Here is a 17,412-nt window from a genome sequence, read left to right on the forward strand (position 1 = left end):
AATGGCTGTAGCTCAAATCGCCTTGGTCGGCGCGGGAGTGATGGGAAGCCATCACGCTCGTGTCATCAGCCAGTCGGCCCGCGCAGAACTGGCGTTTTTGGTGGACCCACGCGAGTCCGTCGGTCGCGCAGTCGCCGCGAAATTTGGCGCCACCTGGGTGCCGGAACTTCCTTCTCTCGCGAACGTCGATGCCGTCGTCGTTGCAGCAGCGACGGAAGCACATTATCCCTTGGCGATGCGGATACTCTCCGAGCAGACGCCACTTCTGGTTGAGAAGCCCGTTGCGGATAGCCTGCTGCGTACAGAAGAAATTCTGGCCGCTGCGGATGCGCTTGATCTACCGTTTATGTGCGGGCTACTGGAACGCTTCAATCCGGCGATCGTCACGGTGCGCCCGCTCATCGAATCGCCTTTCCACATCACCGCAGCGCGTCACTCCCCGTACGCGGACCGCATCAAAACCGGTGTGGCGTGGGACTTGCTCGTGCACGATATTGACCTTGCTGTCACACTCATGGGCTCGGCGCCGACACAAGTGGATGCCCGGCTCGGGTTCTTTCATCCCAGTTCCGTTGCCGGTGCCGAAGACGTCGTGGAAACGCTTCTGGAATTCCAAGGGGGTGCCATTGCGCAAGTTTCAGCCAGCAGAGTGGGCCAACGCAAGATCCGTCAGCTGTCGGTCTACGAAAATGATCGATTGATCGAGTTGGACCTGCTGCGCAGGGACGTCACTATTTACCACCACATTTCGGAGAATTCGGCTGATGGCGAAGGCCGTGGTTACAAACAGCAGACAGTTATTGAGATTCCGGAGCTCCTGACCAGCCAAGAACCGCTCACGGCGCAGTTTGATCACTTCGTCGACCTCCTCGACGGCAAAGCGGACTCCGCAGCTGAGCGAGCCTCCATCCTTCCGTCACACCGAGTCATCGCCGAGGTAATCGCAAAACGGCCGGTGACCACGTAGCGAGCTCATGGTGGAGCCAAGCCCGTGACGGCTAGACTTACCTTCTGCGTTCGCCAGGTGGTCGCGAGTCAAAGTGACATTGTGGCGCTAGGCATGGGCGCAGCGGTCGTGAGAAGCGGATGCACCTTGCTCAGCTGAGCGCCCTTATCGACAGACATGCCATTGCGAAGTAGGAGCAGTTCTTGATTTCTGGACAAAGCGCGGAGAGTCAACTACGCGTTTCCATCGTTATTCCGTCATACAATTCGGCGGTGTGGTTACCTTCTACGCTGAAGTCACTCGTTAACGCTCTATCCAAGACAAGCTGGATCGCAGAAATAATCGTTGTCGATGACGGTTCCACGGATGAAACGACCGCGACATTGTCTGGACTCGAATCTTCTCTGGTTCCTTATTCTCTTCGAATCGTGACGCAAGACAATCAGGGCCGGTTTTTTGCACGGTGGGAGGGGATCCAGGCCGCGCGCCACGAATTAGTGCTGATCATGGACTCCCGCCTGCTCGTCGACGTGAATTCTCTTCTCCACCTGGACGCTGCATTTAAGGCCGGTGCGACCGATCGGGTATGGAACGGTCATGTTGCGACAGACCCATCGGCCCCGTTGGTCGGACGATTCTGGGAAGTTCCGACTTATACGTTCTGGGGCAGCTATCTCAAACGACCACGCGTCACCATGATCACCTTGGAGAACTTCGACCACGTCCCGAAGGGCACCGGCTTTCTTTTTCTTGAGAAGGAACTTTTTGCTCGCGCCTGTCTCGAAGCCTGGCCAGTAGAGAACGCACATCTGACCTCAGATGACACGAAGTTGCTCCGTTTTATTGCAGCGCAGACTCCAATTCGACTGGATCCAGACTTTTCCGCAATCTACCGGCCTCGTACCACCGTCAAGCAATTTCTTGCCCACAGCTGGTCTCGAGGCACACTCTTCGTAGATAGTTATGCCGGAACCAGCCGCGTACGCAATCTCGTGCTCGTGGCGCTATCGATCCTGCCCCCAGTGCTCTTGGCTCTGCTGGCAACAACCATTGCGATGAGCGCTTGGCCAGCAGTATGGGGCCTACTAGGCGGTGGCGTTCTGGGCCTGCTGGTTCCCCTTCTCATCGCGGCGCGGCGAGGGTGTCCCATAAGAGCTCAGCTGTCCTACCTCACTTTCGTTTTACCGTTTGGTGTGACCTTCTGGGCGGGCCTAACTCGAGGTCTCTTCGTCCATCGCCGCTCGTTCCGAAATAGCACGCGTCACATAGAAACGGCCCAATAATGATTGTCTTTATTCTCGGTACGACTGCAGAAGCGATCAAGATCGCGCCGATAGTCCGCCGCCTCGATGCGCAAAACATTCCGTATCAAATATGGTTGACTCTTCAGCACACTGTTGCTCTGCGAAAAATTCTCCCCAGCCTGGGCTTCCATGAGCCAGACGAAATAATTGCCAACGGCAAGAATGGCGAGCCGCTGCGCAGCGCGCTGGACGCCGCCTTCTGGCTTGTTTCCATCGTTATGTGGAGCCTTAAGCGTTCCAGGAGTCTGCGCAAAGAACTTCCCAAGAATTCCATCGTGGTTGTGCACGGCGACACAATGACAAGCGTCGTCGGCGCCTTGATCGCCAAGAGGCTGGGACTTCGGTGTGCGCACGTCGAGGCCGGACTTCGCTCAGGAAACTGGCGGCATCCATTCCCGGAGGAGCTCGACCGCAGAATAGTCGGAAAACTGGCAGCAATCCACTACACACCTTCGGAGGAGGCGACAAACAATCTCCGTTCTCGGCCAAACGTCATCTGGACACATGGCAACACGGCTATCGACGCGGTTCTAGACCAGACTGAATCGCACGAGACCGCATTTGAGAAGTATGGAGTCGTACTCCTCCATCGCTATGAGTTCTTAGCAAATAAGGAACTCGTCGCGTCGACGTTAGAAACCCTCGCAGCCGAGACGCCATTTCCACTGCACTTTTTTGTGGACGAGTACGCCAAAGAGACTCTCTCCGACACCCTCCCAGCGGCCAATTCTGACATGATTCGGATCCAAGAAAAACTCAAGCACGAGGATTTCATTTCCTTACTCAAGAATTCTCAATTCATTGTTACCGATTCCGGAGGCATCCAAGCCGAGGCCGCCCTATTAGGAACCCCGACCCTGATTCACAGAATGGCTACGGAGCAAAGAGAGGGACTGGGCGAGAATATTTCCCTGTCGAAATGGGACATCGGGGCTCTCTCGGCATTTCTGCTCAATTTCGAAGAATATCGCCGTTCATCCTCCCGTCCGGAGTTCTCTCCGTCAGACATCATCGTGGGCGACCTTCTTGCTCAAGGAATCGCTCGTGGCGCGTAGTCACGTTCGTATCTCCCCTCTCGAAGAGCATCGACCGTGAAGCGATCTAGCGCGCTACTGTCCCAGCATGGCCGACCATTCCTGGTGATTGCGGTCGTTAGCGTCCTCGGGATCCTCGCCTCAGCAGGAATTCAAATCGTCGCCAGCCGCGGTTTGGGTCCCCAAGGATTCGGTTTGCTTGCGTCCTTCTTGGCCATAATAAATGTAGTCGCCGTCGGTAGCGCTGCACTCCGCAATTCGGTCGCAGTAATCATGGCTGAAACGTTGCTTTCCCCGCCGACCTTTGCTTCTCAACGGAGGCTCATCGATACTTCCATGATCGAGGCCTTAGTGCTCGGTGGAATCTGCACCATCGGGATCCTGCTGGTGTCCCCCGTTCTTGCGTCATCTCTGGAGACCAACCTCACCACCCTCATCCTCACGGCAGCGATTGTCGTGCCATATTTTCTTTTTGCCCGCGCACAGGGACTATTGCAGGGTAAGGGGGATTCACGATCAGTGGTGTGGTGGTCCACCAGCGCTCAAATGACGCAGCTCCTCCTCGCCGCCGGAGCTCTAGCTCTCGGCTACGGCGCTACCGGTATTTTGGTCGTCTACTTAGTGACAGTTGTTCTCGGAACAGTCGGCTCGACCTTCCAGGCTAAAAGCCTCTTCATTCCGAAAACTCGCAAGCCCTTTTCCGTGAACAGTTCTATTGTGCTGATGCTCACCATCACCTTCGCCTGGCTCACCAACGTTGACGTCATCCTCGTGAGGTCGGGGACGTCAGAATTGGTAGCAGGGTCGTTCGCGGCAGCGGCCGTTCTCGTAAAAACCACGCTGATCTTGCCGGCGACGCTATCCTTGTACCTCCTTCCCAAATTCGTCAACCGGCGCGATGACGCCAAGATGACCAAATTTGGCGTAAACGCCACGCTAGGTATCACCTTCCTCAGCGGAGTCACGATGTTCATTCTCGTACTCCTTGCGGGTGATTTTCTGGTCTCGGTTCTTTTCGGCGCCGAGTACGACCTTTCCGTCACTTACCTTCCAGGAATGGCACTCATGTGGCTGCCATGGGCAATGAGCCTTGCTCTGCTTATGCGCATTACCGCCGCCGCATCGAAATCCGGTTTGGTCGTGCTCCTCCTCGTAGCGGCCACCCAGTGGATCGGGGCATCGGTACTCCTTCCCGATGTGTTCGCGATGATGTTCTTCAACGGGTTGGTCGGCACAGCGACGTTGGCGGTGTTGTTTACGATTCACATCCTCACGGCCAGGTCGGCTGAGAGCGCTGCCGTTGCGCGGGCACTGGAAAAAAACCCACCAATACGGTGACGACAGCGACCGGACCGAACCTTTCGCGGCCCCGATCACCCATAGCTGCCTTGCTAGAATGAACGAATGCAATTCGCCTTCGCGCAGACTCTCATAGTCATGCCTGCCTTTAACGAAGAAGCCTCGGTAGCAGATGTCGTACTTGAAGTGTTCGCCAAGGCACCCGGGGTCACCGTGCTCGTCGTCGATGACGGTTCACTCGACGGAACTAGTAACGCCGCACGCACCGCGGGTGCTCGTGTCGCCACGCTTCCGTTTAACCTGGGTGTCGGCGGTGCTATGCGGGTTGGATTTCGATACGCACTCGAAAATGGCTTTCTCAATGTCGTGCAGATCGACTCTGATGGCCAGCACGACCCCGACGGTATCAGAAGCCTTCTGGCGGCTCTCCAAGGCGCCGACCTCGTGCTGGGCGCACGCTTCGCGGGCGAGGGTGACTATTCTGTGCGAGGTCCACGCCAATGGGCGATGGTCGTGTTGGCGGCGATATTGAGTCGGGTCTCAGGTACACCCCTGACTGACACAACTTCAGGATTCCGAGCCTCTGGTCCCAGAGCGGTCGGATTGTTCGCGGAGCACTATCCCGCAGAGTATCTCGGAGACACTATTGAGACACTGGTCATCGCGGCAAGGGCTGGCCTTACGATACGTCAGGTACCAGTGGCCATGCGCCCACGCGCCGGCGGTATCCCGTCCCACAACCCCCTCCGGGCTGCCAGCTATCTTGGACGTGCCACACTCGCCCTGGTTTTCGCACTAGTTCGTCCCTCATCTATGTACCAATTGAGAAACCGACCATGAGCTTATCGACATATATATTTGGAATAGTCTCGGCGCTTCTCGTGATCTTTGTCGTCATTGAGTTGTTGAGACGACGACATTTGCGAGAACGTCACGCAATTTGGTGGCTCATCGCGGGACTGTTCGCCTTGATCGCCGGCATATTTCCTGAAACCCTCAGATGGTCTGCGTCCTTGATCGGCGTTGAAATCCCTATCAATTTAGTTTTCTTTGCCAGCATTGCCGTACTGTTTTTCGTCAGCCTGCAGTACAGTTCTGAGCTGACTCAGCTCGAAAGCAAGACACGCACGCTCGCCGAGCGCGTTGCCATCATGGAACTCGAGATACGCACACTTCGCTCGTCCGAAAGCAACCAACCGGAGTAGCGCGGGCGCGTCCTCTGTCGATATTTCGCGTGACCCTCGGTGCCTATTTCCACAGAGAACGAATGGACCAATGACTAAACCAGAGTCGCTACAGTCTTCAAACCGACTTTGGCCCCGATCCACCAGCCTACTCCTGCTTATTGTGGGCTTCGTATTGAGCGCGATATCGTTTGCTGCCGTTGTAAACATGGGCGAACTCGCCTGGCACCCAGCGCGGGATGCTGAGCTGAGGGCAACCTATGAGGCCTATCAAGACACAGGCACCCTGCTGATCAAACCCACTGGCTCCGGCTCCTATGGTGTCCAGGCTCCCGCAACCGGCCCACTTACGTCAGCGACCTGGGATGATGACCCGGGCTCCTATCTCATCGCGAGCCTGATGAGCCAGGTCACCAATTCCGATTCCCCATACCCAGGGCTAGCTTTGGCACAGGCCTTCTTGGTCGCGATTCCCTTACTGTGGCTCCCCTTGGCCGTCGCACGTACGCTCAGGAGTGCTCGGGCAGGTTATGCCCTTATCCTCCTTCCGGCCGTGGTGTGGCTGTTGAATTACGGCACTGTACTCGTGGGAACCGAATACGGTTTGGCTGATTCAGTGAGCACGCTTCGGGTCTACGCTTTATATGGCATCGCCGCCTCGCTAGCCTTCTTCTCTATCTCGCTTATTCTTCTTTTAAGCACCTACAGGCTCCGGACCAGCGTGCTGATTACCGCGACGCTGATCATTGGTGTAATCGCAGGATTCGGAAACCTTTCGCGATCCCTGTCCGGGATGGGCGTCGCTGCAACGGTCGGCATCCTCTGGTGGCTGCACGTGCGTGGAAGGTGGCGTTGGGCCGCCGCAGCCCTGGCAAGCTTCGCAGCCATTGTTCTCGCGATGACAATTCAAAGTGGCGTAATGTCCATGGTCAACACGGACAGAGTCGAGACGACGGGCCAATCGATCGAAGAGATCCCCGACGCCCACACCGCGTGGCACTCCCTATATTTGGGGCTATCGTACCCGCAACCGATAACGGGTGGGGAGTCCCGATTTGGCGTCATCTGGTCCGATGAATTTGGCTGGGCACAGGCCCGCGAAGTTGATCCAGAGGTGCTGGTTGCAAGTGTTGAATACGACGAAGTCTTGCAGGGCTTGTACCTCGAGAAGATCTCATCAGACCCGGTGGGGGCGCTCAAGCTCTACGTCCTCAAGGCAATTTATCTCCTTGAGCATTTTGGAGCCATGGTCGCCTTCATCGTTGCGGGATTCGCAATTGGATTTGTTCGAATCGGACGACTGAGACAACCGCTCGGTATCGTCGCCGCAATCAGCGCGCCGACTCTTGCTCTCGGTCTGGTGCCTCCGATCATGGTGATGCCCATGCTGTACTACTACTCGGAATTGTCCGCCGTCCTGGGACTATTGGCCGCCGTCTCCCTCGGAGTTCTTGTCTGGTCGCTGACTACGCTGCCATCCCGAGTGCGTGCCAAGGAACGGCGAAGGTTGCAAGACAGGAAGTCCACAGTAATGAGCCTCGCCATAGCGGACGTTGAGACAAGCGCCATCGTGCCCCTAGTGGATGATACAAATTCGGTCGTCGCCACCGTTCGAAGCCTTGGCGACCAGCTGGCGTCGCAGGACCAAATCATAGTTGTCGATACCAGCTCGGCCGATTCAACTCCGGAACAGCTGCAACAGTTGTCGCAGGATTGGCCGCGCTCCTGCAGAATAGTGCTCGTGAAATCACGACCGGGGTTGGGAAACGCACTTCGAACCGGGGTGCTGCTGAGCTCTGGCCGCAGGATGTTGCTCGTCGGTAATGCTCTCCCGATAGAACTCCCCGACGCATACGAAGACTTTGACCTTAAGAGCACCGTTTTCATTTTGAATGCCGGCGCCAACACGGATCCGCCTACCCCCGCGAGTCGGCAAGTTTCCCCTCAATCTCGTGTTTCCACGTTCATGTTCGAGGCGCTAGTGAAATCTCGCGGCGCAGGCAGGCATCGTACGCTCTTGGTTGACGGTGACTGGTGCCGCTCGTTCGCTGGCTTATCGAGGGAAGCGGGCCAGTTATGGATCCATGAACTTGTGTTAGCTGCGGAACAACAAGGGCTCACTGTTGAGGATCAAAACGAGGCGAGTGCGACCAAGAAGGCACGCCTTCCCTTGTTTCGATCCAGCAGCGCGCGCCATCTCGGAGGAATAATGCGACTCGCTTTGCATAAGGACGAATACCATGAGGAGAGTTGCGCGCCGCGCGCCGACAACCAGGAAGATTCGCTACGGCGTTGATCCGGTACGTTTCAATCAACGAGCAGTGCGAGCAGAGTTCGGCTGAGTATTTGCGCTCGTGGGGGCCAGTGTTATTGACGTTCGGGGCCACGGGGTGATGTGGCGAGTAGCGCGTTTCGGGGCCACCGAATATTTCCGTTCGGGGCCATCTGTTTAGCTCCTTCTGCCGCGTTTATAGGCACGCGGCAGAAGGAGTAATCAATAATGGTACGAAGGATTCAAGCCAAGCGGGTGCTGGAACTCCGCGCTGACGGCATGACGGGGCGCGCGATCGCCTTGTCGCAGGGCATGTCGCGCAAGAGTGTGCTGGCGGTGTTCGACGCCGCCGACAAAGCGGGCATCGACCGTGACGTTCACGTGAATCGCAGCGATGCGGAGGTGTATTCGTTGCTGTTCCCGGGGCGCGGCGAGCACGAAAGTGTGTTCGTGCAGCCGGATTGGGACGCGGTGCATAAGGAGCTCGCCAAGGTCGGAGTGACGCTGAAATTGCTCCATAGCGAGTACGTCGACGGGTGCGCGGTGAAAGAGCAGCCGGCGATGGGTTACGACCGATTCTGCAAGGCGTATGCGACGCATACGCTGATCACGGGGGCGGCGTCCCGGGTGGGTCATAAGGCCGGGCGGACGGTCGAGGTCGACTGGTCAGGACCGACGATGCATCTCACCGACCCGGTCACGGGAGAGACGTCGCGGGTGTATTTGTTCGTCGCGTGCCTGCCGTTTTCCCGGTATGCGTTCGTCGAGCCGGCGTTGGATATGCGGCAAGACACCTGGCTGCTGGCCAACGTCGCGAAGTTCGAGTGGTTCGACGGAACGGTTCCCCGGATCGTGCCCGACAATTTGAAGACCGGAGTGATCAAACTGAGTATTTGAGGCTTTGAGCACCACCCAATCGTGCGGTTCAGCACCACCGATCGTGCGGGAGAGCGCCAGTGGTGGTGTGGTTGGGAACCACTGACGCCCTCCGTACTGGATTAGACGCTGGTCAGCGCGGTGTGTTCCCTCATGTTGTAGGTTCCGGTCTCGACCCAGACCGTGTTGTGGATGATCCGGTCCATGATCGCGTCCGCGTGAACGCCGGAGCCGAGGCGCTGGTGCCAGTCCTTCTGCGAATACTGCGTGCAGAACACCGCATTGATTCCACATGCCGCGCATTGATTCCGTCGGCCGGTCCAGCAACCACTCGTCAACAACGAGCAACGTGAACGCGGCGTATTTGCGGAGGAACTTGCCGGACCCGCCGGGGCTGTCTTGCGCGGCGACCCAGGCTTCTTCGAGGTCGGGCATGCGGACATAGTGGGCGCGGATGCGATGCTCGCAGGCGCGTTTAGCGATTGCGCAGCCCAGATACGACTTTCCCGACCCGGTGAATCCTTGGAAGACGACGTTCTGCTGTCGGGCCACGAAGGAGCATGTGCCGAGCTGGGTCAGTAGCTGGCGGTTGAGGCTGCGTTCGTCGAGCAGATCGATGCGGCGCAGGTCAGCGTTCGGGTAACGCAGCCCCGCCCGCCGGATCAGACCCTCGACTTTGGAGTGCGTGAAGGTGGAATAGGCGTCGTCGACGACCAGCCGCACTCGCTCTTCGAACGGCATGCCGATGCTGAGGGTTTCGTCCTGGCTGTCGATCGCTTCCAGGAGCTCGCCGGCGTTCATCTCGCGCAACTTGCGTTTGGTCTCCCCGTCCAGCCGACTCATCCGGTGCCGCCGGCGTAATAGGCGCTGCCGCGGACATATCCGCCGTCGTCAGCCTCAGACCGATCGGGGACGTTCCCCGTTTTGTCTTGCCCGGTGTCGAGGATCGGCCGCAGGTGCGCATACCGCGGGGAGCGGATCGGCCCCCGCAACGCCAGCTCGCAGGCCGCCTCCACTCGGGTCGGGGAGAACCGGCGCGACAGGCGCAGCACCGCCAACGCTGGGTCGTAGCCGGCCTCCTCGATCGAGGCGGCTTCGAAGATCTTGCCGATCACCGTCACCGTGGCCGGGCCCATCCGGGCGGCCCAGTCGTCGATCCGGACCCGGTCCCAGGCCTGCCAACTGCGCCCCTCGGGCAGGTCAGCATCGTTGGTCTGATACTGATTCGTCGTGATGGCCGGCAGCAGCAGATGACTAGTGAGACGCTCGTAGTTCCGATAGACCTCCAGCATCGTGTCCGTGACGCGAAGGTCCACGGAGCCGCCGATGTGGCCGAAGGGGACGGAGTAGAAGTTCTTCGCCCAGACCAGGTGAGCGTTCTTATTCACCTTGCGTTTGTAGGACCACGTGCTGATCTCGAACGAGGCCGCTGGCAGCGGCTGCATCAGCGGCTTCTCCTCCGCGGTGAACACGCTCAGCCGAGACCCGTCGCGTTTCTGAAACGAATGCCGGTTATAAGCATCGATCTGCTCAGCGATCCGAATCCGCAACTGCGGCAGGGACGTGAACTGCTCGTGCCTGAGGCCAGCGATGACCCAGGTCGCGACATGGGAAACGGTGTTCTCGACGCTGGCCTTGTCTTTAGGCGCCCGGACGCGGCCCGGCAACACCGCTGCCGAATAGTGCGCTGCCATCTCGCGGTAGGCGTCGTTGAGAACAATCTCGCCCTCGCGCGGGTGGGAAATCACCCCGGTCTTCAAGTTGTCCGGCACCAGACGCGGCACGCTCCCGCCAAAGAAAGCGAACATCGCCGTGTGGGCGCGCAGCCACGACTCCTGCCGCATATCCAACGTGGCTTCCACGAACGCATACCGGCTGAACGGCAGACACGCGACGAACAAATACACCTTCGAGATCTCGCCCGTGGTCGGATCCAACAGCTGCATCGTGGGCCCCGACCAGTCGACTTCGATGCTGCGGCCGGCCTTGTGGCCAACGCGGGACGACGCGCCAGTCACGGCGGCGTAGTCGCCATAGAGCCGGCAGAACCGGTCGTAACTCATCACGGCCTGCCCGGCACGAGAAGACGCGTCGACATACTCTTGGTGCAAGAGCTTCAACGTCACTCCCACACGGGCCAGCTCGGTGTGCACCCGCGGCCAGTCCGGCTGCACAAAGACACTCTCCCGGACCCCGCGGCCAGGAAACAACGCCGCATAGACCTCCGCCTCGGACATCTCCGCGACATCGTTCCAACCGAGACCCAGCCGGTCCTCCGCATCAAGGACCGCTTGAATGCTGTGCCGGGATATCCCGTGAGCAGACTCAATCGCTCGTCGCGACAAACTTTGATTACGTAGCTGCAACACCAGCTTCGCTTTGATCTTCCGTACCATTACCGGTACTCCTTCCACCACGTGGCCATCACATGGTGGAAGGAGCCTTTCAGGTGGTGCTCGACCATGCCGGGAGTGGTGCTGAACAGCGAGCATCACGAATCTGAACAGTGGCGCTCACCCGCACCACCGGTGGAGCCCACAGAAGCCAATATTCAAACAAGCACCCTCGCGAGGGTGAGATCGTGTTGAACGACGCCTACCGCCAGATGGCCGCGCACTACTCGGCCGCAGTGCTGCCGGGCAGACCTCGGGCACCAACAGACAAGGCATCCGTGGAAAATACGGTCGCCCATGTTGCGACGTGGGTGATCGCCGGATTGCGTCACCGGAGCTTCGGAACGCTCCCCGATCTGCGGGGCGCGATCCGGGAACGCATGGATGCCTATAACCGGGAACCGTTCCAGAAACGCGCCGGCTCCCGCCTCAGTGTGTTTGAAACCGAGGACAAAGCGCTGTTGCGGCCGTTGCCGTCGGCTCCGTATGAGATCAGCCGGTGGATTATGGGGCGTCGGGTGCAAAAGAACGGGCATGTGGTCTGGGAGAAGAACTTCTACTCCGTCCCCTACGCGCAGATCGGCCAGGGCGTCGACCTGCGCATCACCAGCCAGGTGCTGGAGGTTTATCGCAATCATGAGCGTCTCACCAGCCACCTCTTGTTCGGTGAGCATGTTGTGAACGAATACCGCACGAACGATGCCGACCAGCCTCAGGGTGAGAAATATCGGGAATGGGACACCGTCAGAATTCGGGCCTGGGCTGACCGGGTCGGCCCGCACATGGTGACCGTCGTCAACAGGATCTTCGACTCTGTCCCCGTGGAGGAACAAGGCTTTGACGCGGCCCTCGCCGTGCTGCGGCTGAGCCGCCGATACTCCAGCGAGAGGGTGGAGAAAACATGTCAGATCGCGCTCGACGGTCGCGTCCGCTCGCCCCGATATGCGCACCTGCAGCCGATCCTGGAGACCGGGCAAGACAAGAAGAGCACCCGCAGGATGCCGCAGTTCGAACCCACCGAACCCGAAACTGGCGGCTATGTTCGCGGCGCCGACTACTACGCCGGAGGCGGTGCACGATGAGTCGGATCGATATCGAGACCAAACGCAAACTCCGCGAGATGGGTGTCACCACATTGTTGGATGCCTTCGACGCCCAGGACGATACCCTGACGCTGGGTTTGGCGTTTGAGGAGAAGATCAAGCTGGCCGTCGATGACGCCCATTCCGTCTTCACCCAAACGAAGGTCGAGGGGCTGATCCGCCGGGCGAACCTGCGCTATCCGAACGCTGACCTGCGCCGTCTGGACCTCGTCGAGGAACGTGGACTTGACCGGTCAATGATCGCGGGACTTGGCACGTGCTCGTTCATCGACCGGCAGCAGAACGTCGTGTTTCAGGGCTTCACCGGGTCGGGGAAGTCGTATCTGGGGTGCGCCCTGGCGAAAGCAGCCTGCCTGCACCGGGTGCGGGCGCATTACATTCGGATGCCAGAGCTTGAAGAGGCCTGGCAGCTGGCCCGCGATAAACCCGCCGGGACCACGAAGTTCTTGAACAAGTACGCCGCGTTCACGCTCCTGGTGATCGATGAATGACTCCTGGACGAGCCCGACGAGAGCACCAGAAGCATGCTGCTGGAACTCCTCGAGCGACGCTACGACCAAGCATCAACGGTCTTTTGCACCCAATACGCAAAAAATGGATTGGCACCAGCTCCTCGGCTCCGGGGTTCACGCCGACGCGATCATGGACCGCATCGTCCACAACACCATCTGGGTCGAGACCGGCGGCCACAACATGAGAGAACACACCGCCGGCCAGGTCAAGGCATAAAGACTCGCGTGGTCGGGTGCCGTTGGCCCCCGACCACGCGACAGCCCGGCACTCGAAGACAATACCTGCGGCCCCCGCAGGCAATATTCAGTGGCCCCTAAACACTCAAATACTCATCCAGGAACCGCGGTTCGTCCCTACCTGAATGTACGAGACGGCGCAGCCCGGAGGAATGAGCTGCGAATATCCTGCAGGGTGCGAGCGATCCCGTCCGTCAGGTTGGTCTTCGCACGATGGTCGAGTTCGGGCCAATACCGAGACTGAAGACGCAGGTCGATATTCTGCAGCGCAGACTGTGGGGATGAACCCATGACAATCTCCGGGCGTCGACCGGATACGCGCCGGAACTCGCTCAGCAACGCCCCAATGCTCACCGAACGCCCGGCAGCAATAATCTTGATATGAAACGGCGCACCTGTGCTCTGCCGCAGGCGCCTACAGCCCGCAACGATTAGCTCAGCTCCATCATCGACGTACAGGTAATCCCGCAAGGTATCGAGGGAGACGAAAACCGACAGCGGCTTGCGAGTCAAACTCGACAGGGATAGGTGTGAAATCAGCCCCTGCGGCTTCGCCAGACTCTGCCCCGGCCCATAAAGGTTTGAGATTCGACCGACGAGACAACGAACCCCAGTCGACTTCGAGAACGCCGCCGTTGCGTTTTCAATTGCTATCTTGGCCCAGCCGTAATCGCCTAAGGGCGCTGTTTCGGACAATTCGTGGAACGGTGCCCCGTGAGAGCCCCCGTAGACCCCGCCAGCTGACGAAGCAACAAAAAAGCTCCCGCGCTCCAACGAATTCGCAGACAGACCCCGCGCCGATTCGAGAAATGCTTCGAAGGTGCTGACCTCCGCGCGAAACGCCTCAGCATTCGAACCAGTAACCCCCACGCCGGCACACCAGTAGACCTGCCAGTCCCGTCCGTCCGAAGTAGCCACGAGATGGCTCAGACCAGCGGCCAGATCTGTGACAGCGTCCGGAGTGCCCCACCGCACCCGAGGACCGCGTACCACGATCTCCCCCACCGCCTGTAGGTGCCTCACCAGGCCAGAGCCCAACAGTCCACCCGCTCCTATCACCCAGCTGAGTGGATACATTAGGGCTGTTGGCCTCGTCCTAGCGGGCCGTCTCGCATGTCGCTCGCGATCAGGTATGGAGGCTTGCCCATCGCCATGTTCACGGCCAGGCCAAGGTACTCGGCAACCATCCCCAATGAAAAGAGCACGGCCCCTGACGCCAGCAGCATCACAGTCATGGTCGAGGTCCAGCCGGCTGGCAATGCCCCGTCAAAAAGCCGTTGAACCACGAAAACAATCGCCAAGACCACCCCGGCGATTGCGAAGATAGCGCCAATGGCGGAGACGATACGTAAGGCACGAGTCCCGCTTGAGAGGACCAGTCTCCAAAAATGGCTGACAAGAGATCGCGCCGAGTACCCTGAAACACGCTGCCCCTCGTCGCGAAACACGACGTCAGCGGTGGCGGTGCGGGAGGCGACCCATCCGAGGGCCACGTCGAGGTAAATACCAGACCCGGCATACGCAGCAACACTGCGACCGACTTCACCCAAAATCAGGCGAAAACTTTGAAAGTCGGTTGTTGACTGCCCGGGTGCCAGCCGCGAAATAATCCATTTCGATGCTCTCGAAGCAACATTTCGAAGCGGTCCATGAGGGGGTTCGTTAGTCGGCTTGGCGTAGACAACCGGCGAATAATTTCGAAGTGCTGAGTCGAGAAGCAGTCCAATATCCGCTGGATCATGCTGGCCGTCCTCATCGAGCGTCGCAATCCATTCGGACCCGCTCGACGCCATGCCCGCAAGAGTCGCCGAGTGCTGGCCAAAATTGCGGCTGAGCCAAACGGCGCGAACGAAATCGTACCGATCCACGAGTTTGCGGATGACGTCCGCTGACCGGTCAGGCCCATTGTCGAAGACCAGGAGCGCCTCGGTTACGCGCCACTCGACACCACCAGCGGTGGTGCGGACATCCGTGAAATCGGCTATTTCAGCGATAAGACTTGCAAGGGTCAACTCACCTTTGTAAACCGGAATCACTACGGAAACGAGGTGCGGTTTGGAGGATGGGTCTGTATGCATGGAGGCTTTCTGTACCGAGCAGCGAGAGGTCCCTGCTTTAAAAGACTATCAAATTGGGTCACGTTTTCGGTAACGTCCTGCAGTTCATGAGGTCGACGATGTGGCCATCGGGGCATCTGGCGCTACAACTTAGCTCAAGCCAGCCCATGCAGTGCAAGATTCCCTACGCTGCGGAAATGCGCGTCCCGTGGTCCAAATGCTTTGACGCCGCGACATTGCTCGTCGGGAAGATACCCTCCGAGCGTGTCACCGAGAAGAAGACCGCACCGATCAATGCCAGAGTGAAGGATAGGCTCCCGATCGCCCATACCTGCATGGGCGAGATTGGGAGGAGCCACCACCATTCAGCATTCTTGTTGAGGTCCAGAACGCCGACATCAGTGCCAGTGACGTAGCGACGAATGTTGACGTGAAGAGCGACTGTATTCGCGATGGATAAACATACGGCAACGACGGTAAGTTGCACCCGGGACAGGCCCAAGTCAACCCTGTCGAGATCAAGCACAGCGAGTCCCACCAGCATGATCATTAATGGGTAAATATAGCGGGGCTGAACTCCACTCCCAACGAGTACACGATCATTGACCAGGATATAGAGCGGAATTAGAACTAGGCAGCCGAACACGAGACCCAGGGCAAGTCCCTTTCGTAGACTTACACGTCTTAGTCCCCAGAAAAGAGTGGACATAAAGATTACCAAGGCTGGAATCCAAACAAGTCCAGGAAACGTCGTATCGAGCCATCCCAGCCCCCAGAGCCCAAGAGCCCCTGCCCACAATTGTGGCAACAGGAGAATGTTACTAATGGTAAGTGAGACCACTTCCTGACGGGTGGCACCTTCACTCAGGGCGTCTGGAGAAACAATGGCTGACTGCCCGGCGCTGAAGAAGAATGCGACTGCAACAAGCCCCAGCCCAAGGGGAAGCAGGGAGCGTCGGAGGAACGACTGCGTTCGCTCGAAGGCCAACATGAAGACAGTTACCATTGCGATGGCAGCGTACACGGCCGAATCGCCTCTGGCACCGGCGCCGACAATCGTCGAGATGGCCGCAAGTATGCCAAAAGCGAAGAGTCGACTTCTAGTCTGGGCCTGAAAATAGGCGAGGAGGGAGACCCACAGGGTGGCTGCCGAAAGCACGGCCCAACTGCTTGGATTGACGCTCGGGATGATGAACATTCCGAGGGGAACAAGTGAAACAATACTCCCCCACAAAAGCGGCCCCCGACGCGCAACAGGAAGCAGGAAGAATATCGTCGCAGTAAGGGTGAGGAAGAAGAAGGCATTCACCGCTCGCATGACCAGTATCGACGTCGAGATACTGTCCCCGGCAAATACGCTCATTACGCCGTAGAAGACTGGCGGGTAGCCACCGTCGAAGTTGCCTCGAGACGTATTAAGCAGCACGCTGGAAGGTTCTTGCGGGCAAGATGCGCTCGCTTCCGGCTTGAACGCGTAGCAGCCCGAGTATTGCAGAAGCGTCGCCGGTACCCGCCGTTCGACTGCGCTAGCTCCTTCTTCGCAAAGATTCTCACGAACGCCCTGGCCACACCAGATGCTGGCCATATGGTAATCATCGTCTGGGCTTGCCCCTACTGGCGACGCGAGTGACCAGCTAATGAGTGCGATGAAAAGAAAGACTGGCACAAGCGCGGCAATCAAGACTCTTCTAAACAGTTGACTCCGCCGCAAAATTCTCCTCAAGCCTTGGTCCAAGCCGCGCGACCGTTCCGGCGTTGCCTCATAACGTTACCGCAAGTCGTATTGGTGCCAGGTCCTCGGCTGGTTGATCACCCGGAATTCGGACATGCACTAACTATTGCTGCCATGGATTCGTGGCCATTGAAGCCAGAAGCTAAGGCAATCTATCAGCCCGGAACGGTGGCTTGCGAACAGCCCATAAACGTATGCGCGCCGGGCCCAGTATTTATCGCGTACACGCACACCGAGTATGTACCCGGAGCCGCCGAAATCACCTCAGAAATACCATGAGAACCCCCATACCCCGGGTACGCAACTCCAATATCAGACCGCCCCTTATCCGCCACATACGCGACTCCAGAACTGCCCACATAAATATGCACAGCCACCGGAGACGCCGTATCCGGGTCCAAGGCCCACCCGCCAACCGTTATGCCGGCAGACGACCCAGAAATGACGTCAAGGGAACCGATCG

11 protein-coding genes and 4 pseudogenes are annotated in these 17,412 nt (G+C 58.5%); 10 read left to right on the forward strand and 5 right to left on the reverse strand.

Annotation, left to right across the window (positions count from 1 at the left end):
• The first annotated feature begins 1 nt into the window (after position 1).
• The 8 genes and pseudogenes from BLS91_RS17435 to BLS91_RS17470 form a co-directional block, all read left to right on the forward strand.
• Complete coding sequence (locus tag BLS91_RS17435; protein ID WP_092342045.1) at positions 2-967, forward strand: Gfo/Idh/MocA family protein; 966 nt, start codon at positions 2-4, stop codon at positions 965-967.
• A gap of 182 nt (positions 968-1,149) precedes the next feature.
• Complete coding sequence (locus tag BLS91_RS17440) at positions 1,150-2,229, forward strand: glycosyltransferase family 2 protein (protein WP_241983009.1); 1,080 nt, start codon at positions 1,150-1,152, stop codon at positions 2,227-2,229.
• Complete coding sequence (locus BLS91_RS17445) at positions 2,229-3,305, forward strand: UDP-N-acetylglucosamine 2-epimerase (RefSeq protein ID WP_092342047.1); 1,077 nt, start codon at positions 2,229-2,231, stop codon at positions 3,303-3,305. The genes BLS91_RS17440 and BLS91_RS17445 overlap by 1 nt, the downstream gene beginning before the upstream one ends.
• Before the next feature lie 252 nt (positions 3,306-3,557).
• Entirely contained in the window at positions 3,558-4,622 is a 1,065-nt protein-coding gene (locus tag BLS91_RS17450; RefSeq protein WP_134505157.1) for an MATE family efflux transporter, read from the forward strand.
• 66 nt (positions 4,623-4,688) lie between these two features.
• On the forward strand, positions 4,689-5,423 hold the full coding sequence (locus BLS91_RS17455) for a glycosyltransferase family 2 protein (protein ID WP_092342051.1): 735 nt from the start codon (positions 4,689-4,691) through the stop codon (positions 5,421-5,423).
• Positions 5,420-5,788, forward strand: a complete 369-nt coding sequence (locus BLS91_RS17460) for a DUF2304 domain-containing protein (protein ID WP_092342053.1) — start codon at positions 5,420-5,422, stop codon at positions 5,786-5,788. The genes BLS91_RS17455 and BLS91_RS17460 overlap by 4 nt, the downstream gene beginning before the upstream one ends.
• 70 nt (positions 5,789-5,858) lie before the next feature.
• Complete coding sequence (locus BLS91_RS17465; protein ID WP_092342055.1) at positions 5,859-8,063, forward strand: glycosyltransferase; 2,205 nt, start codon at positions 5,859-5,861, stop codon at positions 8,061-8,063.
• 204 nt (positions 8,064-8,267) lie between these two features.
• A pseudogene (locus tag BLS91_RS17470) lies at positions 8,268-8,924 on the forward strand (transposase); the annotation flags it as partial.
• 113 nt (positions 8,925-9,037) lie between these two features.
• On the opposite strand, the pseudogene BLS91_RS21320 reads toward BLS91_RS17470, so the two are convergent.
• Together BLS91_RS21320 and istA are read right to left on the reverse strand one after the other, a co-directional pair.
• A pseudogene (locus tag BLS91_RS21320) lies at positions 9,038-9,758 on the reverse strand (ATP-binding protein).
• Positions 9,755-11,311, reverse strand: coding sequence for an IS21 family transposase (gene istA, locus BLS91_RS17480; RefSeq protein WP_092342057.1), 1,557 nt, complete (start codon positions 11,309-11,311; stop codon positions 9,755-9,757). Before istA ends, BLS91_RS21320 begins: the two are co-directional and overlap by 4 nt.
• Before the next feature lie 161 nt (positions 11,312-11,472).
• Here istA and BLS91_RS17485 point away from each other — a divergent pair.
• Together BLS91_RS17485 and BLS91_RS17490 are read left to right on the forward strand one after the other, a co-directional pair.
• Positions 11,473-12,390, forward strand: a pseudogene (locus tag BLS91_RS17485) (Mu transposase domain-containing protein); the annotation flags it as partial.
• Positions 12,387-13,140 (forward strand): annotated as a pseudogene (locus tag BLS91_RS17490) (ATP-binding protein). The pseudogenes BLS91_RS17485 and BLS91_RS17490, both read left to right, overlap by 4 nt.
• Positions 13,141-13,277: 137 nt before the next feature.
• Here the strand turns inward: BLS91_RS17490 and BLS91_RS17495 are convergent.
• The 3 genes from BLS91_RS17495 to BLS91_RS17505 form a co-directional block, all read right to left on the reverse strand.
• Positions 13,278-14,237 (reverse strand): NAD-dependent epimerase/dehydratase family protein, encoded by a 960-nt coding sequence (locus BLS91_RS17495; protein WP_092342059.1) that lies wholly within the window; start codon positions 14,235-14,237, stop codon positions 13,278-13,280.
• Positions 14,237-15,238, reverse strand: coding sequence for a glycosyltransferase (locus BLS91_RS17500; RefSeq protein ID WP_092342061.1), 1,002 nt, complete (start codon positions 15,236-15,238; stop codon positions 14,237-14,239). The genes BLS91_RS17495 and BLS91_RS17500 overlap by 1 nt, the downstream gene beginning before the upstream one ends.
• 163 nt (positions 15,239-15,401) lie before the next feature.
• The gene (locus BLS91_RS17505; RefSeq protein WP_241983012.1) at positions 15,402-16,883 is read right to left on the reverse strand and encodes a DUF2142 domain-containing protein; all 1,482 of its coding nucleotides are present in this window, start codon (positions 16,881-16,883) and stop codon (positions 15,402-15,404) included.
• Positions 16,884-17,412: the final 529 nt, after the last annotated feature.

Source organism: Cryobacterium flavum (genome assembly GCF_900103805.1).
Classification (GTDB): Bacteria; Actinomycetota; Actinomycetes; order Actinomycetales; family Microbacteriaceae; genus Cryobacterium; species Cryobacterium flavum.

What these genes read in the sequence shown, in the direction of transcription:
- BLS91_RS17435 (WP_092342045.1), top strand. Translation starts at nt 2, where the DNA reads ATGGCTGTAGCTCAAATCGCCTTGGTCGGCGCGGGAGTGATGGGAAGC.
- BLS91_RS17445 (WP_092342047.1), top strand. Translation starts at nt 2,229, where the DNA reads ATGATTGTCTTTATTCTCGGTACGACTGCAGAAGCGATCAAGATCGCG.
- BLS91_RS17450 (WP_134505157.1), top strand. Translation starts at nt 3,558, where the DNA reads ATGGCTGAAACGTTGCTTTCCCCGCCGACCTTTGCTTCTCAACGGAGG.
- BLS91_RS17455 (WP_092342051.1), top strand. Translation starts at nt 4,689, where the DNA reads ATGCAATTCGCCTTCGCGCAGACTCTCATAGTCATGCCTGCCTTTAAC.
- BLS91_RS17460 (WP_092342053.1), top strand. Translation starts at nt 5,420, where the DNA reads ATGAGCTTATCGACATATATATTTGGAATAGTCTCGGCGCTTCTCGTG.
- BLS91_RS17465 (WP_092342055.1), top strand. Translation starts at nt 5,859, where the DNA reads ATGACTAAACCAGAGTCGCTACAGTCTTCAAACCGACTTTGGCCCCGA.
- istA (WP_092342057.1), bottom strand. Translation starts at nt 11,311, where the DNA reads ATGGTACGGAAGATCAAAGCGAAGCTGGTGTTGCAGCTACGTAATCAA.
- BLS91_RS17495 (WP_092342059.1), bottom strand. Translation starts at nt 14,237, where the DNA reads ATGTATCCACTCAGCTGGGTGATAGGAGCGGGTGGACTGTTGGGCTCT.
- BLS91_RS17500 (WP_092342061.1), bottom strand. Translation starts at nt 15,238, where the DNA reads ATGCATACAGACCCATCCTCCAAACCGCACCTCGTTTCCGTAGTGATT.